This is a genomic window from Methanolobus sp. WCC5, from assembly GCF_045690325.1.
Classification (GTDB): Archaea; Halobacteriota; Methanosarcinia; order Methanosarcinales; family Methanosarcinaceae; genus Methanolobus.
Genome location: NZ_CP146981.1, coordinates 891,790 through 915,586, shown reverse-complemented (window position 1 = coordinate 915,586; position 23,797 = coordinate 891,790). Strand labels below are relative to the sequence as shown.

29 protein-coding genes are annotated in these 23,797 nt (G+C 44.2%); 5 read left to right on the top strand and 24 right to left on the bottom strand.

Annotated features, from left to right (window positions below; all coding sequences use genetic code 11):
* Positions 1–12 precede the first annotated feature (12 nt).
* Both V7O64_RS04395 and V7O64_RS04390 read left to right on the top strand, forming a co-directional pair.
* Positions 13–1,704: an ATP-dependent DNA ligase gene (locus V7O64_RS04395; RefSeq protein ID WP_407356814.1), complete on the top strand. Its 1,692-nt coding sequence runs from the start codon at positions 13–15 to the stop codon at positions 1,702–1,704.
* Positions 1,705–1,792: 88 nt separating this feature from the next.
* Complete coding sequence (locus V7O64_RS04390) at positions 1,793–2,179, top strand: hypothetical protein (protein WP_407356813.1); 387 nt, start codon at positions 1,793–1,795, stop codon at positions 2,177–2,179.
* Between the two features lie 2 nt (positions 2,180–2,181).
* Here V7O64_RS04390 and V7O64_RS04385 read toward each other — a convergent pair whose 3' ends face one another.
* Positions 2,182–2,577, bottom strand: coding sequence for a hypothetical protein (locus V7O64_RS04385; protein ID WP_407356812.1), 396 nt, complete (start codon positions 2,575–2,577; stop codon positions 2,182–2,184).
* A 47-nt stretch (positions 2,578–2,624) separates the two neighbouring features.
* Between V7O64_RS04385 and V7O64_RS04380 the strand changes: the two genes are divergently transcribed.
* A complete protein-coding gene (locus V7O64_RS04380; RefSeq protein WP_407356811.1) occupies positions 2,625–3,803 on the top strand; it encodes a tyrosine-type recombinase/integrase in 1,179 nt (392 codons plus the stop codon).
* Between the two features lie 469 nt (positions 3,804–4,272).
* Positions 4,273–5,328 (top strand): transglutaminase-like domain-containing protein, encoded by a 1,056-nt coding sequence (locus V7O64_RS04375; protein WP_407356810.1) that lies wholly within the window; start codon positions 4,273–4,275, stop codon positions 5,326–5,328.
* Between the two features lie 273 nt (positions 5,329–5,601).
* On the opposite strand, the gene V7O64_RS04370 is transcribed toward V7O64_RS04375, so the two are convergent.
* From V7O64_RS04370 to V7O64_RS04300, 15 genes are all read right to left on the bottom strand, one after another.
* Positions 5,602–6,036, bottom strand: coding sequence for a lectin MOA-related protein (locus V7O64_RS04370; protein ID WP_407356809.1), 435 nt, complete (start codon positions 6,034–6,036; stop codon positions 5,602–5,604).
* A complete protein-coding gene (locus V7O64_RS04365) occupies positions 6,033–6,566 on the bottom strand; it encodes a hypothetical protein (protein WP_407356808.1) in 534 nt (177 codons plus the stop codon). Before V7O64_RS04365 ends, V7O64_RS04370 begins: the two co-directional genes overlap by 4 nt.
* 256 nt (positions 6,567–6,822) lie before the next feature.
* Entirely contained in the window at positions 6,823–7,416 is a 594-nt protein-coding gene (locus V7O64_RS04360; protein WP_407356807.1) for a hypothetical protein, read from the bottom strand.
* Between the two features lies 1 nt (position 7,417).
* Positions 7,418–9,112 carry a hypothetical protein gene (locus tag V7O64_RS04355; protein ID WP_407356806.1) on the bottom strand — a complete coding sequence of 565 codons (1,695 nt, stop codon included), beginning with the start codon at positions 9,110–9,112 and terminating at the stop codon, positions 7,418–7,420.
* A gap of 1 nt (position 9,113) precedes the next feature.
* Entirely contained in the window at positions 9,114–10,082 is a 969-nt protein-coding gene (locus V7O64_RS04350) for a hypothetical protein (protein WP_407356805.1), read from the bottom strand.
* A 141-nt stretch (positions 10,083–10,223) separates the two neighbouring features.
* The gene (locus tag V7O64_RS04345) at positions 10,224–10,685 is read right to left on the bottom strand and encodes a hypothetical protein (protein ID WP_407356804.1); all 462 of its coding nucleotides are present in this window, start codon (positions 10,683–10,685) and stop codon (positions 10,224–10,226) included.
* A gap of 10 nt (positions 10,686–10,695) precedes the next feature.
* The gene (locus V7O64_RS04340; RefSeq protein WP_407356803.1) at positions 10,696–11,607 is read right to left on the bottom strand and encodes a hypothetical protein; all 912 of its coding nucleotides are present in this window, start codon (positions 11,605–11,607) and stop codon (positions 10,696–10,698) included.
* Entirely contained in the window at positions 11,607–11,954 is a 348-nt protein-coding gene (locus V7O64_RS04335) for a hypothetical protein (protein WP_407356802.1), read from the bottom strand. Before V7O64_RS04335 ends, V7O64_RS04340 begins: the two co-directional genes overlap by 1 nt.
* Positions 11,955–11,963: 9 nt before the next feature.
* On the bottom strand, positions 11,964–12,398 hold the full coding sequence (locus V7O64_RS04330) for a hypothetical protein (protein ID WP_407356801.1): 435 nt from the start codon (positions 12,396–12,398) through the stop codon (positions 11,964–11,966).
* Between the two features lie 80 nt (positions 12,399–12,478).
* The gene (locus V7O64_RS04325) at positions 12,479–12,883 is read right to left on the bottom strand and encodes a hypothetical protein (RefSeq protein WP_407356800.1); all 405 of its coding nucleotides are present in this window, start codon (positions 12,881–12,883) and stop codon (positions 12,479–12,481) included.
* A gap of 125 nt (positions 12,884–13,008) precedes the next feature.
* On the bottom strand, positions 13,009–13,275 hold the full coding sequence (locus V7O64_RS04320; protein ID WP_407356799.1) for a hypothetical protein: 267 nt from the start codon (positions 13,273–13,275) through the stop codon (positions 13,009–13,011).
* 43 nt (positions 13,276–13,318) lie between these two features.
* Positions 13,319–13,678, bottom strand: a complete 360-nt coding sequence (locus V7O64_RS04315; protein WP_407356798.1) for a hypothetical protein — start codon at positions 13,676–13,678, stop codon at positions 13,319–13,321.
* Entirely contained in the window at positions 13,678–13,944 is a 267-nt protein-coding gene (locus V7O64_RS04310) for a hypothetical protein (protein ID WP_407356797.1), read from the bottom strand. Before V7O64_RS04310 ends, V7O64_RS04315 begins: the two co-directional genes overlap by 1 nt.
* A gap of 11 nt (positions 13,945–13,955) precedes the next feature.
* Positions 13,956–14,153, bottom strand: coding sequence for a hypothetical protein (locus tag V7O64_RS04305; protein WP_407356796.1), 198 nt, complete (start codon positions 14,151–14,153; stop codon positions 13,956–13,958).
* Positions 14,154–14,177: 24 nt separating this feature from the next.
* On the bottom strand, positions 14,178–16,757 hold the full coding sequence (locus V7O64_RS04300; RefSeq protein WP_407356795.1) for a DNRLRE domain-containing protein: 2,580 nt from the start codon (positions 16,755–16,757) through the stop codon (positions 14,178–14,180).
* A 118-nt stretch (positions 16,758–16,875) separates the two neighbouring features.
* On the opposite strand from V7O64_RS04300, the gene V7O64_RS04295 reads away from it, so the two are divergent.
* On the top strand, positions 16,876–17,724 hold the full coding sequence (locus V7O64_RS04295) for a PEF-CTERM sorting domain-containing protein (RefSeq protein WP_407356794.1): 849 nt from the start codon (positions 16,876–16,878) through the stop codon (positions 17,722–17,724).
* A gap of 8 nt (positions 17,725–17,732) precedes the next feature.
* Here the strand turns inward: V7O64_RS04295 and V7O64_RS04290 are convergent, their stop codons facing one another.
* The 8 genes from V7O64_RS04290 to V7O64_RS04255 all read right to left on the bottom strand — a co-directional run bounded on the left by V7O64_RS04290 (position 17,733) and on the right by V7O64_RS04255 (position 23,604).
* Entirely contained in the window at positions 17,733–18,002 is a 270-nt protein-coding gene (locus tag V7O64_RS04290; RefSeq protein WP_407356793.1) for a hypothetical protein, read from the bottom strand.
* A complete protein-coding gene (locus tag V7O64_RS04285; protein ID WP_407356792.1) occupies positions 17,999–18,433 on the bottom strand; it encodes a hypothetical protein in 435 nt (144 codons plus the stop codon). Before V7O64_RS04285 ends, V7O64_RS04290 begins: the two co-directional genes overlap by 4 nt.
* Complete coding sequence (locus tag V7O64_RS04280) at positions 18,430–18,837, bottom strand: hypothetical protein (RefSeq protein WP_407356791.1); 408 nt, start codon at positions 18,835–18,837, stop codon at positions 18,430–18,432. The genes V7O64_RS04285 and V7O64_RS04280 overlap by 4 nt, the downstream gene beginning before the upstream one ends.
* Before the next feature lie 30 nt (positions 18,838–18,867).
* Positions 18,868–19,689, bottom strand: a complete 822-nt coding sequence (locus V7O64_RS04275; protein ID WP_407356790.1) for a hypothetical protein — start codon at positions 19,687–19,689, stop codon at positions 18,868–18,870.
* Position 19,690: 1 nt separating this feature from the next.
* Positions 19,691–20,065, bottom strand: a complete 375-nt coding sequence (locus V7O64_RS04270; protein ID WP_407356789.1) for a capsid cement protein — start codon at positions 20,063–20,065, stop codon at positions 19,691–19,693.
* Positions 20,065–20,991, bottom strand: a complete 927-nt coding sequence (locus V7O64_RS04265; protein ID WP_407356788.1) for a hypothetical protein — start codon at positions 20,989–20,991, stop codon at positions 20,065–20,067. Before V7O64_RS04265 ends, V7O64_RS04270 begins: the two co-directional genes overlap by 1 nt.
* Before the next feature lie 42 nt (positions 20,992–21,033).
* Positions 21,034–21,828, bottom strand: a complete 795-nt coding sequence (locus V7O64_RS04260) for a phage minor head protein (protein ID WP_407356787.1) — start codon at positions 21,826–21,828, stop codon at positions 21,034–21,036.
* 66 nt (positions 21,829–21,894) lie between these two features.
* Positions 21,895–23,604, bottom strand: coding sequence for a hypothetical protein (locus V7O64_RS04255; RefSeq protein ID WP_407356786.1), 1,710 nt, complete (start codon positions 23,602–23,604; stop codon positions 21,895–21,897).
* Positions 23,605–23,797: the final 193 nt, after the last annotated feature.

The following is a 23,797-nucleotide window of genomic DNA, read 5'->3' as shown; positions in this document are numbered from 1 at the left end:
AAAAGGGTGCAAATGACAGGTTTCATAGAATTTGCCAGGGCATGTAAGGTAATCGAAGCCACTCCCGGCTCACTCGATATGACTGCCCTGGTTGCAGAATTACTTGAACAGGTAACTCCTGAGGAACTTCCTGTTGTGACCCACTTTGTAATGGGCGAGGTCTTTCCTGCCTGGAGCAGTGAGGAAATAGGTGTGGGTGCGGGTATTCTTTACAATGCTCTTGCAAAGTCAGCAGGGCTTTCAGTTTCTGATATAAAGGAACTTGTGAGGGAAACCGGGGATATCGGTGAGACCGCTGTCAGAGCACTGAAAAAAGTTTCCGGTGGCCAGGCAACATTTTCCTCTTTTCTGGACAGTTCGGATGAACTTTCGATCATTGAGGTATTTGAACGTTTCAAAGCCATTTCCAAAGCCTCAGGTAAAGGTTCCCAGACATCAAAGATCAAGAATCTCCAGTATCTGTTCAATGCAGCTTCACCTGAAGAGGTAAGTTATATTGCCCGTCTGGCCGTGGAAGAGCTGAGGATAGGCGTGGGCGAAGGCATAGTAAGGGATGCTATCTCCAGGGCCTTTGATGTGCCCGCAGAATATATCGAGCGTGCATTTATGCTGACCAACGACCTGGGACTTGTTGCAAGCACTGCCAGTACCGAAGGCAGAAATGGTGTCTTATCCCTTGGCCTCAGGCTTAATCGCCCAATACGTATGATGCTGGCCCAGGTGACGCCAAGTCTTGATGCAGCCATTTCAGATATAGGCATTGTTGCAGTGGAGTGGAAATTTGACGGTGCCAGGGTCCAGATACATAAAGACGGTGACAATGTCACACTTTTCTCCCGCAGGCTTGAGAACATCACGGATTCACTCCCTGATATAGTGGAAGCGGTTAAGGAAAATGTCATAGCGGATCGTGCCATACTCGATGGTGAGGCTGTGGCCATTGATGAGAACGGCAGGCCCAGGGCATTTCAGGAGATACTGAAACGTTTCAGGAGAAAATACGATGTGCAGTCCACTGCAAGGGACATACCTCTCACACTGAACCTTTTTGATATTATATTCCTCAATGGTGAGGAGCTGCTCGATCTGCCTCTTGTACAGCGAAGGGCAAGACTTGCAGAATGCGTCAGAAGCAGTGATAAGATACGGGTCGATACCCAGTACCTGACAGACGATCCCCGCAAGATCCTGGAGATATATAATGATGCACTAAAGGCAGGTCATGAGGGTGTGATGATAAAGAATCCTGAGTCTGCCTATTCTCCCGGAAAGCGCGGTAAGAACTGGCTGAAAAAGAAACCTGTGATGGAGACACTGGATCTTGTTGTCATCGGGGCTCAGTGGGGATACGGAAGACGTACAAGCTTCCTTGGTTCATACGCTCTTGCATGTCACGATCCTGACACGGGTCTTTTTCTGCCTGTTGGTCGCGTTGCTACTGGTTTTTCAGATGAGCAGCTTGCAGAGCTGACAGAATTGTTTGCAGATCTGATCGTTGTGGAATCGGGAACAGAGGTTGAGATCAAACCCGAGGTGATCTTTGAGGTGGCTTTTGAGGAGATACAGAAAAGCTCCAATTACGAATCCGGTTATGCCTTACGTTTTCCGCGTCTTGTCAATGTGAGGGCCGACAAATCCATAGAGGATGTGGAGACCATCGGCCGTCTTGAGGAAATGTACCTGATGCAGCGTGAAAGGAACTGAAGTCCATCAAAATCACTTCTGCCAAAATAATTTTCATCAAAAGCAATTCCATCAAAAGCATTATTAATGAATAGAAATTGTTCAGGTTATGAGAATGAAAAATCTTGTACTTATATCCATGATCCTGATGTTACTGATATTGTCTTTTTCCGGTTGTGTCGGGGAGCAGACTTCACAGCCAAAGTCCGATGATACTGTTTCAGAGCCGATAGAGGCAGATGCCATAGTATATATCGATAGTTATGAGTTCCACCCATATTCAACTACTATTGCCCCGGGAGATACAGTACTCTGGATAAACAATGACTCTGTGGCATTTATCATAAAAGGCAATATTGTGGGAGGGGACAGTTTCCAGTCCCCCACGCTCAGGAAAGGAGACACTTTTGCATACACCTTTGAAAAACCGGGCAGCTACAAGTACGAAATTGTGACCCATCCCTGGACAAAGGGCGGATTCATCGTGGTCGAATAGATCTAAAGCAGGACATCCTTAAGTCCTGCATCCTTTACCATTCTTATAGCTTCCTCCTTTTCCCCGGGCAGCAGGTTCCTGTTAATTTCAGGATACATGAAGGCAAGATACCTGGGTCTGTACTGGAACATAAGGTTAAAACGGATTTCGGGCATATTTGCTGCTATCCATTCTAATATTTTTACAGAGCAACAGTCAAGGTGTCCTGGAAGTACAAGATGGCGAACAAGGAGCTCAGCATCCTGATAAGCATATTTCATGTTTGATATGACAGTCTGCATGTAATCTTCTACTTTTGAATACCTCAGGGCACATTCATTGTTACCGTACTTAAAGTCAGCAAGGAACACATCCACAACACCTTCAAGCAATCTTGCTGCTTCAGGGGAGTGGTACATATTGGAATACTTACTAATATTGTGTGGTACATATTATTTTTGATAGCATGAAGTACACTGAACTGATTGAAGATGCCACTGTCATCGAATGGCTTGATATAATCAATGCCAAGGAAGGCACTCGCAGAAGCCACCTGTATGGCATGCAGCAGTATACAGAGTATACCAGGATGAAACCGGAAGAGCTCCTGGAAGAAGCCGAAGAAGACATGATGGCAGGGAAATTGCCCCGGCGCAGACGAATAAAAAAGCATGTTGTTGGCTTTCGTGCACATCTGCAGAATAAGGGCCTTGCTCCACTCACCGTCCGCAGAAACGTTGCTGTTGTGAGTTCCTTCTATAAGGCCTTTGAGATCGACTTCCCTCAACTGCCCAACAATGAAAAATCAATCAGACCGAAGAAAGAGAACACGAAAACACCAACAAAAGAAGATGTCCGAGATGTTCTGAAAGTATGCAACCTCAAAGAAGCTGCAATTGTCCTGTGTGGCTATAGTTCGGGCATGGGGGCAGCTGAGCTATGCCAGGTGTCTGTGGAGGACTTCAAGAGAGGATATGATCCCGAGACAGAGATCACGATGCTGGACATGAGAAGGGAAAAGGTTGGGCACGATTTTATCACGTTCCTGAGTCCGGAAGCATCCATGGCAGTGTGGAGGTACCTGGAATTTAGAAACAGGAACCCCAAGAGCAGTGGTAAGGAGTATCAACTTAATCTCAGGAGAACCACCCCCGATAGTCCTTTGTTCATTAGTTCAAACGTGCCGAGGGAATATCTACAAATACATGATGAAGAGTTGCGCAGGCTGACACCTCGTGCAATCGGCATGATGTATCAGCGTCTTTCCACAAAAGCCGGAAAGGATACAAGCATTTCCGAGTTCAACATTATCCGAAGCCACAACATGCGCAAGTTATTCAACTCTATATTGAAGAATGCCGGTTGTGATGGTGACATGGTCGAATACTTTATGGGCCACTCTCTCGGTGCCACAAAAGATGCATACTACCGGCCAGATATCGCAAAGCTCAAGGAGATCTACATCAGGTTTGTTCCTCATCTCATAGTTTCTGAAGAGTTCGAACTCAAAGAGGCCCTGAAGCAGAAGGATGATGAACATAGCATGCTCATCCGGAAACTGGATGAACAGAAAGAGATGAATGACAGGTACGAAGCACGTATACGTGCGCTGGAGATCGGACTCAAAGGAGTCACATCAAAGTGAATTCGATCTTCTGTTTGATGTGGGTCTGAGACCAGCTTAAAAGAAATAGTGTATGCAATTCTTGTAAATGATATCCTTAAATAAAAGTACATCAGAATATAATATGGGCATTAAGTCTTTATGAAACGGGGGTTTCTAAAGTCAAGACGAGTTCCTCACACATGTGGGGATGAACCAAACCGACCTTAGATAAGAAGTGAGAGTGGCTTCGCCAAAAATGGCTAGAAGATAGAAGGATGGTAGTTTTCCTCCATCACACCCTTCTATCTTTTTTATGAGATTAAGTTCTCACATATTTAACACTTCCTTTTTATTTTTTCAACTCCTTCCGTCCCTAAAATTGTTACATTAAAACAGTTATATACCTTCTCAATATATCAAGAAACATCCAGAGATGTTCAGGAAATTGATGTGATAGTTACTACACACAAACGTAAACTATTTTTACTTTTATTAAATAACAATTACTGTGGATTTAAAAAGTTGGTTTATACAAAAAAGAAATCTTATTCCTATTAAATTAGATTACAAATCCAACTATACTAAAGCAATCTTGCTGATTATGTTTTCAGTAATGGCCATTTTATTGTGTGTATTTTTTCTCTTGATACAAGCTGCTTATTCGTATTCGATTTACAATCTTTATGCAGCTGATCATATTGATGCATACTTAAACAAAACAAGCGAAAATATATTGCTTCAATCATCGAATGATATTGAAATCGCACAGAATATTGTAAAATGGCAACGTCAAGAATTTGCCCTGGTTTCTGGAAGGTTTAAAGCAACTGATTTTTTAATTCGACACATCTCAGGAGACCCGGGGTGGTATTTGTTTTTAAATAAAGGAAACTGTGGTGAATTTGCTATAGTCTTTGAAGATATGGCAAATCGAACAGGAATGACCAGCAGAAATGTTAGGGTTGACGGATTCATACATTTCAATGGAGGTACTGAAAATCACGCATGGTCGGAGGTTCTCATAAACGATAGTGAGTGGTATGTTGCAGATTCTGGATTTAATTATTCACCCCCTTTAAACAATTACTTTGGCTACAGTAAATCTCGGTTGCTTGGTCCGGTCTATGTTTTTGAAAACGGGATTCAATCAGAAGACAGAACAGTCCATTACATCCCAAACACAGAAACAATCATGATAAAATCCATCAATGATGGCGAAATCGTTCCAAATTGCACTATTACTATTAAAATGAATCATAACGGAACCTCTAAGAAAGTTGTTGGTACTGCTATTAAACTGAAAACCAACGAGTCTGGACTCTGTTTTGTAACTCTTGGTGTTTACAATAATACTTCATATACAGTAAAAGCAATTGATGGAATGAATCAAGGAAATGAGGAAATAATATCTGGAAACAACACTGGGTATATCGAGATTGAAATCCAAAAACCGAATCCTTTAGCGGTTATTGCTTTGTTAATTTTGATTGTTATCAACATAATAATTTGGAAACCCATGCTTAGGAAAAAATCTGATATAAAAGAGAAACATAAAAAACTATAATCTTTAATTTACGAGAAGCCCAGGTTCTGGATATTCTGTGTGAATTGCCCATGATATGTTATAGGACAATCACAAATGATTGTCAACGACGGGTTGGTGACCGGTGAAATGCTGATATTGGCTGTGACCCATGTTCCCATGCCGGACTCTGTCACACTCTTCCTATATATTGTCGTACCATTCACTAAGTCCTCTTACACAAATTACTTTGTCACCAGTCTCAATACTCATGAAACGATCCTCGCCTTGATATTCCTCCCGTCCATAGAATCTCTACATCAAAATAAATCTGACAACCCACTCATGTGAAACCTGCAACACTGCGTCCGTCTGGGGCTCTACAAAGTATACTTCTTTGTCTGTCCCTACCATGATGTTCAGTGCATGGTAGGTTCCCTCTGGACTGATAGCCCATACTATCCCAAATGCAAGGTCTGAGTCCCACCTGGTAACGTCTCCTTTCAATACGAAAGAGAAATCGTCACAATCATGGATCTCCTTGATATACGGCCTGTGATTTGTGGTGTTGCGACCCAGGAACAATTTGAACTGCCTGACATCGACAAGTTTGAACGATGTATCCGATAATCTGATATCTGCATCTGGAAATTTTGTTCTCAGCATATTGGTGAGATATGGTTTGTAGATCCTCTCTGTTGAGACCTGCCGAGGAGCCGGGAATATGATATTCAATATCTCGGCAATCATAGTTTCACGAATCCGAAGAAGTCAATAATTACGAAATTGACGTTGACCTTATCCTTGAATGCGCCTAATGTAAACGAATCCCCGGCATCATCCGAATCAATTGTGAAATCCATCGTGTACATACCATATGTGCTGGATAGTGTCTCATTTGACGAGGTGTGAACCCCGCCTTCTGTGACATTATATAGTTGTATTTCCAAATCGTCGGCAATGTTGTTTGCATCTTTTGCTCTGACAAATGCGGTGTAATTACCTTCAGGAAGCTCCGATTCGGACTGTACTATACTTGTATAGCATCCTGCGTTCAGTGCGCTGATACCAACCGCACTGCCACCCGACGCTGTCGAGTCTACTGCTACAGATGCACCCCCTCCTATCGTGAGAGTTGTGTCTTCTGCTTCCCAGAATCTTCCTTCAGTATCACTCTCCGCGACAACATCCAATGCCAATGGGATGTATGTCCTCACTTCAACCGGCATATCAAATGACCGGATACGTGCAACCGTTGCAAGGCTCTGAGCACCTAACATCAAGTAGACCTGTTTTCCTCTGAGGTACTGTAGTTGTCTCCGGAGAGTGTCAACGTTGTCTGAACTAATTTTTCCCATGAGCGGAATTTCACGAGCACCCAAACCACGGGTGAATGCCTTGAGAGATCCATCGAGGGAACTTTGATACGTGATTACATCCGCAGATGCACTGTTACCTATCTGTTGCAGGGTATCTATGAATACGGTTGTGTCTGAATCTGGGTGGTAGAGTATGTTAGGGTATATGGTCATAGTATCACACCAGGAATGGTATCGAAAGTGTTATGTCTCTGTCAACGGGAGAACACGTGATTCCGTGCGTCATCGACGTCTGGTTAAGGGAATCCGACCGTGTCCAGTCATATTCGATTGAGAGTTTTAATCTCTCGTTGTACGCAATTTCCTGTTTCGACACGCTGAACCAGTACATTATTCCCAAGTATTTTGTTTCATTGAGATTCGCTAGGTGTGTTCCTGTCCATACATTGTTCGAAGATAATATTCTTGAATTGCCATCTGAATCGATTGCCTCAATTTTGATATCGACACTGGTTATTCTTACATTAGCTGACCCAGTTCCTGTACTAGCAACGCTGACATACAGTCGAAAACTGCCATATGCAGTCCCGTCGATTGCAGATACAACGTCGAATACATCGGGAGACATGAAACTATGTGATTGTGTGCCAGACCCGCTGTTTTTTGATGTAGACGAAATCACATTTGTTGTTGAAACATTGGTGGGCACAGTGTCGCCAGAGTCGAGCAGCAGTCCGGTAAATGTGCTGCCGCCCCATGTGAATTCAGATTCCGAAAATTTCACACATGTAAAATCTTTATATCCTCTCATATCAATACCTCAGCCTGACCTGTCCTACCCCAAGAATACTTTCTTTTTTGTGTGCAATTACGTCGTTGGGTGATGTGCCGCCCCGGGAGGACACACCAGACGAAAATCCGCCACCCGAACTAACATTGATATTGATGTTGTTCACGGCATTGACAACACTATCAAGTTTTGATGCGATTGTGTTGAATCCTGAGCGATTGATATCCACAAGTGATGCGTTCGGATTGACAATATTTTGATTGTTGTTCACCGATGTGAGCGACCCTACAGTTTGATTGCCGCCGATGTTTGACGAGACTCCAGCCATCCCCAGGAGATCGCCGATATTACGACCGCCGGTCTCTTTCAAACGTTCTCTGATGTAGTCGCTCTGGCCCGCCCAACCTGGTATTTTTGCATTTGAGGAGACATCAGACAGCTCAGTGACGGACTTAGCCAAATCATCAACTGAATCCTTTGCCCCCTTTGCCTCATCATCTGCCTTCCGGAGAAATCCTGAAAGCATGCCATCTACAGACAGGCGATTAATATAATCAATATCCATCCCTACTTTCTGAAGGAGAGGCACTAGTTTATTGTGACTGTCTATCACTGTGTTTATTGCACCCACGTACCCATCTACTAAAATATTCAAAAAACCATTAATGGCATTGGTAGCCACCTTCACAGCCTTTCCGATGTATTCATATATGTTGTACTTGCCGATGAGCTGGAACATTTCCCACCATACAGCTCCAAACAGTTTCAACATTCTGGTAAATCCGGATAGATCAACACCCTTTAGTCCTCTCCTAAAATCATCTATCTGATCCATAGAAGCTTTCAAGTAGTTCGTGATACCATCACCGATTTTTTCAAAATCAATTTTGCTCAGAATATCAAGTACTCCTTGCAGACCACCTTTCATTTCCATGAACAATGATCCTTCCTGGAACTTTGCGGTTTCCTGTTCAAACCCTGCAAATGCCAGCCCCGCTTGGTACATAGAGTCTTTGATGTTTGATCCTATGCCCTTTGCTGTTTCTGACTGTGCTTGCATCAGCCCCCCGAACTCTTCCTCGAGGTACTGTTTGACAAGCGGCATGGCATGTTCAAGGGGTGTGACCAATGCCCCGCGCGCATCAAACTCAAGCTCTTCGATGTTCTTCAGATTAATTCCAATGTCCCTGAACATCGCAATTGCCTGTCCGGTATCACCGACATTAAGACGGCCATATGCATTGACAACTTGATCGATTGGCTTTGATGTTGCAGCTGCAGTATCACCCAGCACCTCGAGAACATTCTGCGCCTCAAGACCAAATGCTTTCAGTTTAATAGTTGCATCTACCAGCCCAGAAATCTCGAAGGGAGTGCTCTTTGCAAACTCGAATATCCACTGCATTTGTTCTGCAGCTGCCTGCTCAGAGCGATACAGGACACCTAGCGAGACAAGATACTGTTCAACCTGGGACGATGCTTTGACAGCTGATATGGTGAAGGCCGTAACAGCAGCAGTTGCGGCCACCACGGCTGCACCCACAGCAGCCCACGCCGCTTTCATTGCAACGGATGCTTTGCCAGTTCCACTTGATGCCTTGTCTGTTTCTGTTTCTACGCCACCGATTTCCCTTTTGACCTTATCTATTTCGTTCAGTGCGTTTTTGACATCGGCTTCGATTCTAATTACCGTCTTTTCAATCGTTTCTGATACCATTTTATAACCTCACGATATCCCTGTGGAGGTTGCTTTTCACAAGACAGCCCGCCGCAACAGTAGCTACATCTGATTCAGTATGGAATATCCACCGGTTCCCGGCACTGATGGTATTCGAAGCTATCGACATTGCAATATCGGAAGCTACATATAGGCCGATTCCCAAAGTAAGATAATTGTCTACGGAAGTAGTCTGGTCCGAGGGAATAAGAGATGAACAAGAAAGTGGAATCGGGGTAGACACGTAGGGGGCTCTACCCCTTTCCACAGTAATTGTTATTCCATTTGAGGTCCTGCACTTTACAAAATCATTGTTGATTTCTTCCAGCGTAACCCTACTGAAGGTACCTGTCGTGAAATCATCTATTTTCACATACTGATCAGTATCCCAGTACGAAATCGTGATTGTATTCGCTGCGAGAGTGACTTGATAGAGCCCGTTTTTGATGACACAATTGCCCGCGAACAGGTGGAATGGTGAGAAGATCTCAGTGGATCCATCAAAACACTGAACATCTGTAGCCGCTTCAATGGTCCCAAGGTCATACTCCCCGGAGATCCCAAAGGAATTGGCCATGGTCACTGGATCAGCTGCAAGTTCTGAAGAGTACTGAGAAGCATCAAACCATATTCCTTCCAGAGAGAATGGCCAGAACACACCAGGACTATCGTCCACGTTTATTGAGATTGCGGATATCCATCCGGTCCTTCCCTTTACGTTGGTGACAGAATTGTAGACAGCTCCCCGGTTTGCCAGTGCTTCGACATCCTCCTTGTACTGCTGGATTGTTCTGGTAGTGTTGTACAGCTGCAGGAGAGATCCTTCAAGAACGGCCTGTGGAAGTTCTGCCCCGAATTCTGCCAGGGCATATCCACGATGACCCAGGCCAGGAATTGTTTCTATTGGCCGTGATATCTCACCGACCTTGAAAGTTTCGACTGCAGGGATGGACACATTACCTATTAGCATTGTGTTCTGCCCTCCTGTTCAGGAATATACTCCACTGCATGAATGTTTCGTACGAAATCATATCAAGTTCTCCTGGGGTCATATGCATGTTCTCACATATCGAAAACTCTGACAGTTCAGGCAGTTCATTGCGATGACCATCTAGAGCTCTGTTGACTCTCCCGACAAACCACCAGGCTGGCCGGATGATCTCGTATAGTCGAGGTTCTCCGGGGTCGTCTCCGTCATCGAGAATGTACCTGAAACGGATTCGTCGAAAAAATCATCTACACCACCACCGATGGCAGTCTTGCATGCGTTCACCAGTTCATCAAACTCTTTCACCGTAATCTCGTCTTCGAGAGCTTTCACCTCATCATAAGTCATTGTGGTAGCCAGCATGAGGATCTGATAATCCTCAACGTCCTGCTGGAACTCGGTGAACTTGAACAACAGTTCAGGATCCTTGCTGAGACAATCTTTTATAGCATCCGATACCGTCATCTTCTGGTCCAGTTTTTCAAGTGGTAAGTTCCGGATGTACCATTGATTCTTGAGATTCTGAACTCGCTTGACAGATCCTTTTCGCGGGTCATCGTATATTGTGATGTCTTTCCACTTCATCGGATCACCATCATGCAATTGCTATCCTGGTTGCTTCACCGTCGCTGGTGAGGGTCATACCAACCTTTGATGCAGGAGATAGATTCACGGATGGTGCGTTGGTCCAGTACAAGTTTGAGAAAGTAAATGCCTTCGACCCAAGCGTGAAGTCTATTTTGTGAGCTGTGCCGTCCAGGATGTCATCGTGAACGCCCATGCCTATCATGGACATGCCCATGTCTACCTGCATTGACCGTGCCAGGAAAGACCAGTCACCTATCTTGCTGGCTGCATCTGAACTGAGATCATAGACTGGTTCAATATCATTCTCTATTGATATCTTAAGAGATTCCAGGTAGACATCGGATGTGTCAGGAGATACATCATCATACTCGAACAGCGTGATACTTGACATTGTGTATGGTGCTGCAGTTGGTGCAGTCGCATGCGAACCAGTGCCTTTGTAGTCTGTTTCACTCCAATCGGTCTTCTCGATACACATGAATGTCAGCGTGAGTGTCGCTGCGGTCCGGGTGTCAGGGAAATCAAGTATAGCAGACATCCACGCACAGCCTTTAAGGAGACAGTATTCTGTGCCTGCTACAAGTCCAATGCTGATAGGATGTGATACAATTCCCGGTGCATATGTAGACGTGGTCGCTCCCAACAGGATGTATGGAAGCCAGGTAATCCCCGATACTTTCAACGTGATTGTTACCTGATGTGTTTCTCCTGTCTTTACTGATTCTCCGCATGAGAGTGGATCTGTGTCAGTAGCACCTTTGAGGATCTTATACGATTCCATCTCAGGTCCCGACTGTACATCAATTCCGATGAGATCCCCAGGGAATGCTACCATTGTAGGGTTTCCGGGTGTTGTCCCAAGTTCAGCTTCACCAATGTATTCGGCCCAGCGGACCGTTCTTCCGTCAATTACTGACATTATATTTCACCTCTGATGTATGCCTTGTATTTGTCCTGTTTCTGTTTCAGCTCGTCAATTTCTGCCTGCCTGGCTGCTCTCAATCCTGCAATTTCCGTTGCATTGAGGCCGGCTGGCATTTCTAGCATTTTGTCCTGCTTCGTGTCTATAACAGTAGACAATTCCGCAGCTGCGGTTGATAGAACAGTCTGTGCTGTAGTATTTTCCATGATCAGCTTTGTGAGCTCATCGATTTGTGCCTGTAAACCCGCGTTGCTTCCCTGTAACTCAACAACCTTAGATTCTGCAATCTGAAGTTGAGCCTCAAGGATTTCCTCTGTAGTTGGTCCCTTTGTGATTTCTTCCATAGTGTTCCCTCATGAGTGGTAGAGTGTAATAGAAAGAATGTAATCGAAAATGCCTTCGTCATAACCCAGGTTACCTATCGAATTGATGTCCTCATCTGGGTTGAATATCCTAACGTCTGATGTTAGTGGAGTTGTCCAGGATTCAAGCTCTGTGCAGATGTCAGCTGCAAACTGTTCTGCTATCCTGGCACCGTTGTAACTGGATGTATTTTCTGTGAGAATGTGGAGTGTGAGAGTACAGGAATAATAGAGAACACCGTCAGAAACATCCCTTACAGATATGATGCCATCTGTCGAAATGTTCATAGTGATGGTAGGATAAGATGTAATGGCCTGATTTGACCATATCTTCGATGCATTGATATTATCTTCACCGATTGTGATTGATGCAGGGATGTTTGTGAAAATAGCTCTCTTTTGAGTGTCTGATAGCGCTCTTGCCATGGTGGGTGCTCCACATGATTAGAAATGCAGGTTCTCTGCAGGCAAGGGTTTCACGTTAGAGTATATAAAGGAAAGTTGAATTATTTGCCGGTGACAATCTTCTTAATCCGTTTTCTGTTTTCCCGAGAGGCTGATCTCATGAACGACCGTTCGGGAACATTTGCCTTCGGCGCTCCAAATTCGTGATGCAGTGAAATCAATGCTCTTGATCCAAATACACCAACCTCTACATATCCAGGACCTGATTTGTGGTCTATCTGGTCATAGAGTTCGCCAGTATCAATTAAAGGCTGGGAACTTCCTTTTCGGGCAATAGTCCTGGCTTTCAGTGCAGGGCCAAGCCAGCTATCTATCTTTTCTACCATTTTACCTTCAAGATAAACCCCTGCCTGCTCCAGCCTGTCTTGCGTCCCTTTTCCCAAATTCTCTTTAAGTTTGTCCAGGGCCTTTAGAGTACCAGCTGTATCAGCACTTACACGCAACATTCAGTTCCCTCCGATGTTTTTCTTGGCATGCTTTGCAGCAGTAAGGAAGTGCGACCTGCCTATATTTGACAAAATATACTGAATTGAACTTCCTCTTCTGAATGCGAGTCATCGGGATAAGATTATCACAATCTGGATTCGCACAGGATACTAATGTTGTTTCTGTCATGGTTTACAATGTCATTGATGTAAGCGTCTTCGTGGGTCTCAACAGTTGGAAATACTGAAATACAAAATTCATCTTCTGCAATCTTCGGTGCAGTGCAGGAAGCATTGACTGTGGGAATCAAAAAAGGTATTTTGAGATGGTCACATTTGTAGAAGTCAGAACATGCGTTAGTGCAGATGACAGGATAATCCGTTTCAGCTACACTTCCGTGTTTTTTGCACAAAAACATACTACCATATACACTCTTATATAATTTATATTTTTATTTATCTTTTGACAATCAAGTACGTGATACGGGACACATCAACATACTGGTCCATCAGGTTTGATTCAGACATCTTTGAGTTGACTAGCCATTCGGTCACACTGTCACCCTCCTCCGTGATCTTGACGCGGTCGCCTACCATCAGAGAAACGGACGAATCACATATCAATTTGCGAACACCGGCCTCGACTACACCAGGATCCAGATACTGACGTTCTTTGAGGGTGACATCTGCAACATGTGCCTGAATCTCTGTTTCTGAGGTGATCTCAGGGACCCATGCACCAGTGCTTTGGTTGGTGTATCCTTCTGTGACACTGACCTTTGTGATGGTTCGGGGGTAATTGAACTGGGTGAACATCAAATCCACCCCATCCTAACGCCGATTGCCCCAAATGCAATTGCCAGAATAAGAACAACCTGCATCCTTGTGTTTTGGTCAATTTTGTCACTCAAGCGGCGGTTGTTCTCCTCCATCTTATGCTCAATGCGTATCATCCAGTCACTTAGTGTGTCGTGACTCTGATTGACACATGCCATAACGTCACGAATTTCTTCTTTGACCCATCGGCGAATCTCTTCCCGGCGGAGTTCACATGTTTCAACTGTGACTGGTTGGTCGGCCATGGATCACCACTTCACGCTTTTCCAAATAGGTAGCCAAGCGGAGTACCTACCATCATGGTGAGTATTACAGTACCGGATTCCGCTATGTCCTGCCCAGTAACAAGCATGTATGCGGCTATTCCTGACCCGATTATGATGGTTACAAGTGCTCCTATCTCGTCGGCGTTGTGAGAAAGTATTGGGTGTCCTTTTGTTGTTGTTTCTGTCATGTTCTGATGCCTCCGTCTAATTGATTACCATCTTCTCCTGTTCCAGAAATATCCTGCAGCGAGGATAAATGCTCCTACAATTGCTACTAATCCACCTGATCCGGTGTCATCATCACCATCTGTGCCTTCAACGTCAAGAATTAGTACAACTTCATCGCTTTGAATATCAGATGAATCGGGAGAGTATCTCAGCATATCAGGTGTGATGATAGTACTATTTGATTCGTTGCCATATGTTGCTGTGACATTCCATTCTACATATTCTGTCTGTGGAGAACTGGTATAATATCTCATCTGTGAAGTTAATGCCACTGCACCTGTTGCATTCTCATAGCGGTTTGGAAGTTCACCATCTGATAGAGTTAATGAGCTGTTTATTGTATCAGTATATGCTTTTTCTACTCCGCCGTAATCTATGTTATGTGCGTATATTGTATCTCCCGTTTCGGGGTTTGTGGCATTAGATACAAAGCTGACCGTTGCGCCTTCTACTGCTTGCCCAGATGGGTTGACTACCTTGATATTAGGGTAATATCCAAAATGCAACACTCCTTCGAATCTGGAAGGTTCTTGCACTGTAAAAGCAGTCGTTGTATGCGAAGGATTGAAAGCATAGATATCACCATAAAACATTCTTGGCGCAGGTGCTCCATCGTCAACCATCCACCAGTGACGAGTATTTGTACCTGTGAAATTTGTGTCTATAAAAGTGATGTTTTCCCTAGAAATGTTAGCGTAATCGGTTGGGCTAAGCGCATCCCTTGAAGAACCGAGGGACAATAACACTACGTTATAGTCAGCACTGCCGCCAAGAGCGTTTTCAAGACTTATGTTATCGAATACCAATTTATCGCTAGTTTTATAATCTTCCCCCATGCTGAAACTAACGATGTATATACCTTGCCCATCATGATTTACCCCCGTCATGTTCCTAAATATTACATTTTCCTGGTGCCCACCTACTCCGATCCATCTGTCTATGGTATCATTTGAGTAACAGTCTTCTACAAGAATATGCGATTCCTGCTCAGCACCCGCACCATAGAACACATGATAGGATGGGCCAGTGCCACCTGTATAAGGCAAAGTATCATTGTAACCAAACACTTTGAGATCATAGAAATGCATATCGTTTCCTTTTATCTCAACCGCATTGTGAGTATATGCCTGATAAGGGGGATATGAATGCAGTGTGATGTTATGAATAGTAGTGTTTGTTGGACGATTGGGCTTTACTCCAGTGTACTTTGCATAGTAAATATCAGAATCTTTGAAAGTGTTATTATCACCTGATTGTATTTGCATTCCGCTACCGTAACGTGTACCATCCAGACTAGCATATATAGCCAGTCCCGAAAATATAGAGTCTGATGCTGCGTTTGTAGTACCCAGAGCCAGCCCGCTTTTTCCTGAACGGATGATCATGTTTTCAATGAGGAACCTGTCACCTGTACCAGACCCTACTATAATACCTTCCTGCCACTGGTCACCGCTGTATAATGCTTCGACAGCCCCATTTTTAATGATTATATCGGATGCGTGTGATCCGGAGTTTGAAAACACCATCCCATATCCGGGGTACCCGGCATCTGAAATTGCAATGGATCTATCAAATGATATAAATGATGCAAATGAATCCTCTGCGAAGTACACGGGTGCTCCATATATTGCGTTCAGATCACAGTTAACAATATTAATATATGAACCAGAGTTTTCTGCAAAATATAATGCATATTGCGCAGAAGTGGTAGAATTGGTGGATATGTTCATATTTTGTATAGTGATGTTCTTTGCCCCCTCAAACGTCATAGCATGTGTTGCTGATGACGCCGATGAATCATATCCGATTACTGTCAGGTTTTTATATTCTCTCCCAAAATTTATCGATTCAGAATAGTCTCCATATATATTAATAATTGAATTGTTGACAGGCGATGCACGTGTAATAGCTCCTGTTATAGTTTCAAATGGAAAATCTACCGTGCCGTTATTTTCATCAGATGCGGACGCATGTGTATTATTCACATATATTTCATCTAAAAACCAACCATCTTCATGTGTAGTAATTGAAACATATGGAAGATTTGCAGGCGCTTCTGTTGAATTAAAACGAACGTTATACCCATAATTCATTCTAAAGAAAACGGTGTAAGTGCCGGGTTCTGATATATGGTCAGTCAAGTTAATAGCCATCCATTTTCCCGCGCCTGGTGTGGTTTGATAAAAATTACGATTCGTGAGTTCTGTTTCAGTTGATGGTCTGCCGGAGTTCCATGTAATGTTTGATTCTGACCAATCCGATGACGCAAAATAGCCGGATAATGTACTGATATCGGCTGTGGTTTCGGTCTGATAAAGATATAATGTCGTTGTCGCAGGATAATCAGTTATATTAAATTTAAAAAATGCCAGTCTTGTAGTGGCAGAGTTGTAAACTGTTTGAACACTGTCAAGATCACCATAATTTGTATCAGGAGCAGATGATGATATTGAAGCGTCTTCAATTACGGGAGTATTGACAGTAGCAGCACTTACAGTTCCAACCATCTGAACAAGAACAAGGATGAGTAAGAGGATTGATAGGGTTTTTACAATAAATTGCATAAGAAAAAGTTAAAATTGAAGTATATAAATGAAAGTTGAAACGTGTTTAGAAAACTTAATAAACATGCTATGATTTCTTATACATAATAGGGTTAAAAAATTAATTAACGGTGGTATAATGAAATTAAATGAAATATTGTTGATAGCTATAGCTTTAGCTGTATTTTTTGTAAGTTCAGCTGCAGCTGTAGAGATTCCCAATCCGGGTATTATAAACGATTCTGAACCATTTGTAATCAATGACGGTGAAACTCTCTGGATAAGGCCTGGAGATTCACTTGAAATATTCACGGCAACTGTAGTCGTTGATAACGGCGGTACTTTTATTAATGAGGGGGATTCACTTAAGGTTTTGCACAGTAGGTTTAGTGTCAAATCAAATGGCACCTTTGTCAACAAGGGTAATTTAGTAAAAGCCGATGCAAGTGAGATTACATTTGAAAAAAACAGCACTGTCATCAATGAAGGATCGCTTAATTTTGACCCCAGCCTCATTCAAAACTATGCACATATAAATAACAGTGGCTCAATTAGTGTAAATGACTTTGCTATCCTCAACAATTATGGTACAATTTATAACACTGGCACCCTTAGCTTCGTGGGCAGTGTATTCAACCATGGTTTGATTGAAACGTCGGGTCAAATGAGTATTTTGCCACTTTATTACTTCGAAAACACAGAAACAGGAATTATCGAGAACAGTGGGACTATATCATTGGATGAATACATAATGAACAATGGTATCATCAACAATTATGGCGCCATCGGTGGATATGCTCAAATTATCTATAACAATGGGGCTATAAATTGTTACCTTGGGAGTACACTTGCTGATGAGGTAACGGTAGAAGGCAACCCCATTCAATGGGTAAATCCAGACGGTGGTGAAATCCCAGAATTCCCAACAATCGCACTCCCCGTGATAGCGATAATAGGACTAGCACTGTTCTTCAAGAGAAGGGAATAAAACCTTCTCTACTCATTTTTGATACTGTCATTCAACTGACCATCGTCCAGCAGGTCAGAAATGATACGATTGACTGTCCTTTTCCTAGGTTTCGCCTGTCCTTCCAGAGCATCGCATATACGCCTGAGTTGTTTGATGATCTCTTCCTGATTGTAGAGCTCAATTATCTTGACTTCTCTATCCGAGAGTGACCTAATGTCAAGTATCTCACCTTCTTTCGCTGGCCACTTGCCTGCTTTGATCTGACCATTGACAAACTCCTGAGTAGGATACATCATACTTTGTACCTCCCCATCACATTCACCGCAACTGTAGCAGCTCCACCTGTTGCAACTTCAATCCATGCTTTTGTTCCAGGCGGAACATCCTCAATCAGTGGGTATGCCGTTGACATTCCCTGAAGTGCCTGTGTTCCGGTGAGAGCCATTGAATATGCATACTTCTCTTTGTCTGCACCAAGAACACGCCACTTCAAAGCAACTGCCAGTGTAACAGATGCAGAGGCGGTCACATTGATATCGACCATGCTGTAGTATCTGATCTTATCAGAATCTATGTAGAATTTAAGAGTCTCTGCACCAGCTGCTGTGAGACAATAGAAAGCAGGTGCATCAGTATCAGGTGTGAGTTCAACACCTTCGGAATCTGTGAGGGGGATTCCACGAGGTTTGTCCCCCTGCTCTTGTGTGAACTGGTCAGTGTACTTCATTCAGAATCCTCCTCAGAATAGAATGTTGTTTCGTTAGTGTACGTGTAATTGCTTCCACTTGTCCGGATTTTCAGAGATGCTATCAGGGCATTATACTCAGTTGCATAAGTGGCTACTCCGCGACCATTGCCAAACGTGATTTGTGAGTCACCTTCTTTGATCTGTGTTACCGATCCTTTCATCAAAGAAGGGTTCGGAGAAACAAGCGAATTTACTATCCAGCAGAGTACAGCACGATTGTATCTGTCTGCTGCGCCACCTGTGAATGATGTTCTGTTCGTGTCTCCCTGGACCATGCTTTCGGCAGTATCTGAAAGGGTCTCTATGAAAAGTTCAGTGTATCCGGTTGGTAAGCTGCTCTGCAGTTCCAGCTCGACATCCGTTTTTGAGATTAGAGAAGCCATAGTAGCCTCCGGAAAGAGGATAGGACGGGGTTAGCCGTCCAGGCCAGTGAGCACATACACTGCCGCGTTGGTTGAGCTGCCAGTATCATGAATGTTGGATACTACTTCTCTCCAGACATCGATCTGGTACACCTCAGCCCCGCTCATAAGGTCCTTGCGTCTGACCTTGACAGGACCATTGCCTATAACCATTCCCGGCGCCTGTGATGCGACAACTGCAGCTGCGTCATCAGTCATCTCGGTTGATACTACAATAGGTATGTTGTACCCGGGTATCAGAGAAACCGCATTGCCTATCTGACCGGCTGTTGGAATGCTGATCTTCCCGGTGTAGTTGGCAAATGCAGTTGAACCCATAAGACAGTAATCGGCCTTGTATGGTCTGATTGCTGCAATTGCAGTTGCGAGGTCGGCCAGCGGGTTGTTGGCTCCGGACCAATCAGCACCTGCATCAGTCTGTGGGGTTGTGTTGGCTGCTGCAACAATCTTCTTGTTGAGTATCTGCGCCAGTCTTGCAGATGCTCCACCAATCTGGAGAGTGAGCGGATCCCCTGCCCTGCTCTTATACCTGGCTTCGTCAGTGACTGCAACTTTGACACGGTCCTTCTTGAGGTCGAAGTCCACATTGGTGAACTCAGAACCACCGATCTCAGATTCTTCCATCGGCTCGAGGTCCTCGTTGCCTTCTGGCACAGAGTATACCGGCACAGTTGCTACAAGTTCAGGAACCTGAACACTCATACACATCGGTGCAAGGTCAGTGAGTTCGACAGCGCCACGGAGGACGCGCATTGCAATGTTTTTGGCATCGAGAGAGCCATCAATGTTAGTGGGGGTAATTGTTCCAGACATGTTAGTTCACCATCCCTATCCATACCGTACCAGTTCCAGAAGCACTGAAAGCCTCCATTGCTGTTCCAAGTGTCTCACCATACACGCCATAGTCAGATGCGAGCACTGTTCCACCTGCACCAGCCATGACAGTTGCTCCCTTTGCGATTGTTGCGGCAGTGGCGGTGACTTCTACTCTTCCCCATATACAGACGCTAATTGTTTCTGTGTCTGCTCCACCGGTCAGAGCTACACCAAATTTTCCAAGATCGGTAAGAACGGCAGGGTCCCATTTTCCGTCTGCTTCGAGGTGAACTACCTGCCCCTTTGTGACCATGGCGCCGGCGGTTACTGTAATGACGACACACTCTTCACCTTTGAGATCTCCAGCTGCCATTATTCCACCTCAATTGATGTTACACCCAGTGAGGCATAGTCGATGACATCTCCCTTTGTGCTCTGTACACCGGTCCCGTTGTTTGCACCAACACGCTTGCCTGCACTCTCCTTGATCGCTGCAAGTGTGCTCTTGAGAATTGCCACGGGTGCTTCCCGGAGTCCTTCGAGTGTCTCGTCTGAAACAGTTGATTTGAGTTCAGATAAGACCGCATCACGCTCGGTCTGTTCCTTGAGTGCTTTGTCGTGAGATTCCAGAGCAGCTTTGACGGCTGCATTCACAGTGCTCTCAATCTTTCCGTCCTTCTCTTTGAGCTCCTGACGGAGTTCTGCAACAGTGGACTCTAGTTTCGCTATCTCTTTTTTCTGTTCAGAGATAGTTGATTCAAGCTTGGTTGTGTTTTCGTCTGCTATATTCACTCCTCCAGGAGTATTTGATTCAAAATTTTCATTATAGCTATATAAAGGAAAGTTGAATTCTGGATCACACGATGCAATAGGTATACCACACCCTTCCTTCATCGGACAGGCTGGTTTGAAAGGATAGAATACGAAAGTACTTCCTGTACCCTTAAGCTTCAGGACATCTGATCCTTTGACTTCTAATGGCTCTGATTCCTGGGATACACCCCTGTAAGCTGCGGAGTTGATGGCATCAATGGTTTCCTGGGAAAGGTCCTCAAAAGTAGCGTATACATAGGGATCTTCAAACCAGGACTTTGTTATTTTGCCCTTTTCCTTGACCATGTGGTTGATTGTGACAATTCCGTTCATCCACGATTCTGCACCAGATTCCAGGGCTTCTTTTGTAAGGATGTACTCTTTGCCTTTGCGATCATAAGCTTTTGTGCCTACTTTAACCATGGGCAATGTAACCGAGTTACCTTCGATGAGTGGTTTTTCGGATAGGACAGTTGAAATAATCATGTCCAACTGTCTGTGAGTTGAGTATTTAAAGGAAAGTTGAGATTACCTAAATCCCCACTCTTCCTTTTCTTCGTCCCAATACAGCCCAGCTCTTCTCTTGATATCCTCAAAGAACTCTTTTGAGGTATCCAGTTCAGGATCATCAAAATACACAACTTGTCGGTGTCTGCAGTTTGGCTCATGCAGCAGTGCCTCTGCATAATCAGATTGTTCAGTACCATACTCAAATACCTGACCAAGGACTGCAATATGATCGGGCCTTGCTCTCTCATCAGATGGACCTACAAACCTCCACTTCTTGAATCCCATCCTCTGATACTCGGAAGCTCTTCCCTGCTCCCAGGCTGTATGTGTTGCAGTTCGTGCAAGCATATCAGAATAAGCCTTTACATTGGTCACATACGGACGTTCTATTACCTTTGATGTCTTTCGGATTGTGCCATCCTTTCCCACTTTGAAGATTGTTCTTGTCTTTCCTGTATTGTCAATGACAACCTTCTCCGAACCTTTGAAAAGATCCTCGGCATATTTCCGAATATCATCCGAGATTTCCTTATAGCCTTTCTCCTGATTCAGCAGTTCTTTTGCTCTTCGTTTGATCTGCTCACCAACACTGACGTTGAACTCGGAAATGTAGCCGAAATGCTCAGCACTCAGTCTCTTAATAGCATTCCGTTGAACATTTGTAAGACGTGTTGAAGGTCTGACATCATCAGAACCCGCTTTGTAGTAGGCGGTCACTGCCTTTGTGAGTGCCTCGGATTGTGCTGCAGTTGTTGCAAGGACCAGCTGGTCTACTTGCTGGTCAAATGTCTCAGGATCAATCTCAGAAGCCAATTGTAAGCACTCCACAAATGTAGATGAAGACAGTTACAACACCAGTGCAGAACCACATCCAGTGGATCATAGTTGTTTGACTGCCTCCTGAGCCTCCTTGTATGCTTTCATCAAAGCTTTGCTGAGCTCATCGTCATCAGCTACCCCTGACGGTTCCAGGTCATCCACAGTACTCCTGGTAGACATCCTATCCCCGAAGGGCATGGCAGGAGTATCCTGAGCAGCATCAAAATTGTCAAGATCTAGCATTCCAAAACCGTACTCTTCCCCAAGTGCCTGAATGTCGGACCGATCTGCACCAACTGCTTTGATGGCCTGCAGTACTCTTGCATTGTGAAGTTTGGCCTGAGCTTCCTTCAGCTGGTCACTCACATCGGTGGTTTCCAATTTGAACTTGCACTCCATCTCATCAAATGTGAATGTGCCTGTTTCAGTGCCGTCATCCTTTGTAGGTACTTGATACTGCCAGGTACCCCCTTCAAACTTCTCTTTGATGAGCTTATCAGCGACTTTCTCATATTCCCGCCTGACACCTGCAAATGTTGTATTGAGCAGCTGCAGTATTGTCCTCGAGGTAGCAAGCTCTGAACCATTCGCCTTCACAAGTGCAACAGGGAACCCGAACGACTGTCCGATTTCTTGATCAAGCATGTTGACCATCGTCTCGATGAACTCTGATGGTACTGTCCTGCCTGATTCAACGACCTCGAGTTCGGTGTCAGGACCTGAACTGAAGATACCACCATCTTTCAATGATGTAAGTACATTCTTTGCAGCTGTCTTACAGGCGGTGACCCATGCATTGTAGATTGAACTCTCGGCTGCATATCTCTCTAGATCGGTTGCAGACATCTCCTCCGGTGGTTGCTGTGGTACCGTGGTAATGAGGTCCTTTCCACCATCTGCACCGGTGACCTCAAGGACAAGGCCGTTTTTGATGTGGACGAATGGAGATAACACCCTGAATATAATATTCGGGGAATTCGTAAGAAGGAGACGCTTCAACCATATGGCAAGAATAGCAGAATCAATCGGTGCAGGTTCGTCAGGTTCTACCCGGTGCATGGCAACAATACGGTCTGATGAATCTACTCTTAGGTTGGTTGTGTCTGTGATTCCATATTTAGTCTTGATGAAATCGAACTGCCCCTTTGAACCACGATCTTCGTACTCGCCTTCTATGTATCGGCCACCATTTGGAATGAACCAGCTGTTGTATTCAGTTGTGGTGGTGTTGTCTGACCATGCATCATTTACATAGATTTTCTGATGGTAGGCCACCGTGGTGCTATCCCATGGGTCCCTATACGTTGTGATAGTGGCATTCTTCAAAGGTGCCAGGGATTCTATATTGTCCTTGTCAGGATCCTTGCGACGGTATGCATGACCATGGACTATTGTCAAGTCCTTGAAATCATCTCTGAATGCATCAAGTAGGCCAATCTCATCAAGGTACTGCCTGATCTCTTTGAGTGCCGGCTCGAACTTCTTGTTGTCTTCAGTTACAAGGGAATAATCTCCTAGGATAGAATTCTTCAGAAACGGTGTAATTGTACCCTTCAGGAGAGGATCTGTCTCAAATGCTTCCTCTCTCATGGACGGTGTGACTTCGAATACTGAGCCATCCGGCATCTTGGCTTTTGTTTCTTTGATCCAACTTAACGTGGTGATGTAGGTTTGGTAGGGGTCATCACCTACATATGCACCGACTGGGGTGCTCTTTTTTGATGTGGGTGTGGTGGGAGTTGATGAGAAGAGTTTGTTGAGGATTGACATGTAGAAAAATGGTGAGTGTGGAGTATATAAAGGAAGGTTGAATACTGGACACTTTTATAAATGGAAAAAACATACACATGTTTGTAAAATAAAATGTTTAGAAGGTAAATAATAATGACAGAACTACATGATCAGATAACGGCTGTTTTTCTATATGGGATTACTTTTATCATAGCTTTGTTGATTTTAGGTG

Coding starts and splice junctions, on each gene's coding strand:
- V7O64_RS04275 (WP_407356790.1), bottom strand. CDS start 19,689: ATGTCTGGAACAATTACCCCCACTAACATTGATGGCTCTCTCGATGCC.
- V7O64_RS04370 (WP_407356809.1), bottom strand. CDS start 6,036: ATGATTGCCGAGATATTGAATATCATATTCCCGGCTCCTCGGCAGGTC.
- V7O64_RS04305 (WP_407356796.1), bottom strand. CDS start 14,153: ATGACAGAAACAACAACAAAAGGACACCCAATACTTTCTCACAACGCC.
- V7O64_RS04310 (WP_407356797.1), bottom strand. CDS start 13,944: ATGGCCGACCAACCAGTCACAGTTGAAACATGTGAACTCCGCCGGGAA.
- V7O64_RS04335 (WP_407356802.1), bottom strand. CDS start 11,954: ATGGAAGAAATCACAAAGGGACCAACTACAGAGGAAATCCTTGAGGCT.
- V7O64_RS04355 (WP_407356806.1), bottom strand. CDS start 9,112: ATGGTATCAGAAACGATTGAAAAGACGGTAATTAGAATCGAAGCCGAT.
- V7O64_RS04295 (WP_407356794.1), top strand. CDS start 16,876: ATGAAATTAAATGAAATATTGTTGATAGCTATAGCTTTAGCTGTATTT.
- V7O64_RS04390 (WP_407356813.1), top strand. CDS start 1,793: ATGAGAATGAAAAATCTTGTACTTATATCCATGATCCTGATGTTACTG.
- V7O64_RS04325 (WP_407356800.1), bottom strand. CDS start 12,883: ATGTTGCGTGTAAGTGCTGATACAGCTGGTACTCTAAAGGCCCTGGAC.
- V7O64_RS04280 (WP_407356791.1), bottom strand. CDS start 18,837: ATGGCTTCTCTAATCTCAAAAACGGATGTCGAGCTGGAACTGCAGAGC.
- V7O64_RS04380 (WP_407356811.1), top strand. CDS start 2,625: ATGAAGTACACTGAACTGATTGAAGATGCCACTGTCATCGAATGGCTT.
- V7O64_RS04350 (WP_407356805.1), bottom strand. CDS start 10,082: ATGCTAATAGGTAATGTGTCCATCCCTGCAGTCGAAACTTTCAAGGTC.
- V7O64_RS04265 (WP_407356788.1), bottom strand. CDS start 20,991: ATGATTATTTCAACTGTCCTATCCGAAAAACCACTCATCGAAGGTAAC.
- V7O64_RS04395 (WP_407356814.1), top strand. CDS start 13: ATGACAGGTTTCATAGAATTTGCCAGGGCATGTAAGGTAATCGAAGCC.
- V7O64_RS04255 (WP_407356786.1), bottom strand. CDS start 23,604: ATGTCAATCCTCAACAAACTCTTCTCATCAACTCCCACCACACCCACA.
- V7O64_RS04315 (WP_407356798.1), bottom strand. CDS start 13,678: ATGTTCACCCAGTTCAATTACCCCCGAACCATCACAAAGGTCAGTGTC.
- V7O64_RS04345 (WP_407356804.1), bottom strand. CDS start 10,685: ATGAAGTGGAAAGACATCACAATATACGATGACCCGCGAAAAGGATCT.
- V7O64_RS04285 (WP_407356792.1), bottom strand. CDS start 18,433: ATGAAGTACACTGACCAGTTCACACAAGAGCAGGGGGACAAACCTCGT.
- V7O64_RS04330 (WP_407356801.1), bottom strand. CDS start 12,398: ATGGCAAGAGCGCTATCAGACACTCAAAAGAGAGCTATTTTCACAAAC.
- V7O64_RS04340 (WP_407356803.1), bottom strand. CDS start 11,607: ATGTCAGTAATTGACGGAAGAACGGTCCGCTGGGCCGAATACATTGGT.
- V7O64_RS04290 (WP_407356793.1), bottom strand. CDS start 18,002: ATGATGTATCCTACTCAGGAGTTTGTCAATGGTCAGATCAAAGCAGGC.
- V7O64_RS04365 (WP_407356808.1), bottom strand. CDS start 6,566: ATGTTAGGTGCTCAGAGCCTTGCAACGGTTGCACGTATCCGGTCATTT.
- V7O64_RS04300 (WP_407356795.1), bottom strand. CDS start 16,757: ATGCAATTTATTGTAAAAACCCTATCAATCCTCTTACTCATCCTTGTT.
- V7O64_RS04270 (WP_407356789.1), bottom strand. CDS start 20,065: ATGGCAGCTGGAGATCTCAAAGGTGAAGAGTGTGTCGTCATTACAGTA.
- V7O64_RS04360 (WP_407356807.1), bottom strand. CDS start 7,416: ATGAGAGGATATAAAGATTTTACATGTGTGAAATTTTCGGAATCTGAA.
- V7O64_RS04385 (WP_407356812.1), bottom strand. CDS start 2,577: ATGTACCACTCCCCTGAAGCAGCAAGATTGCTTGAAGGTGTTGTGGAT.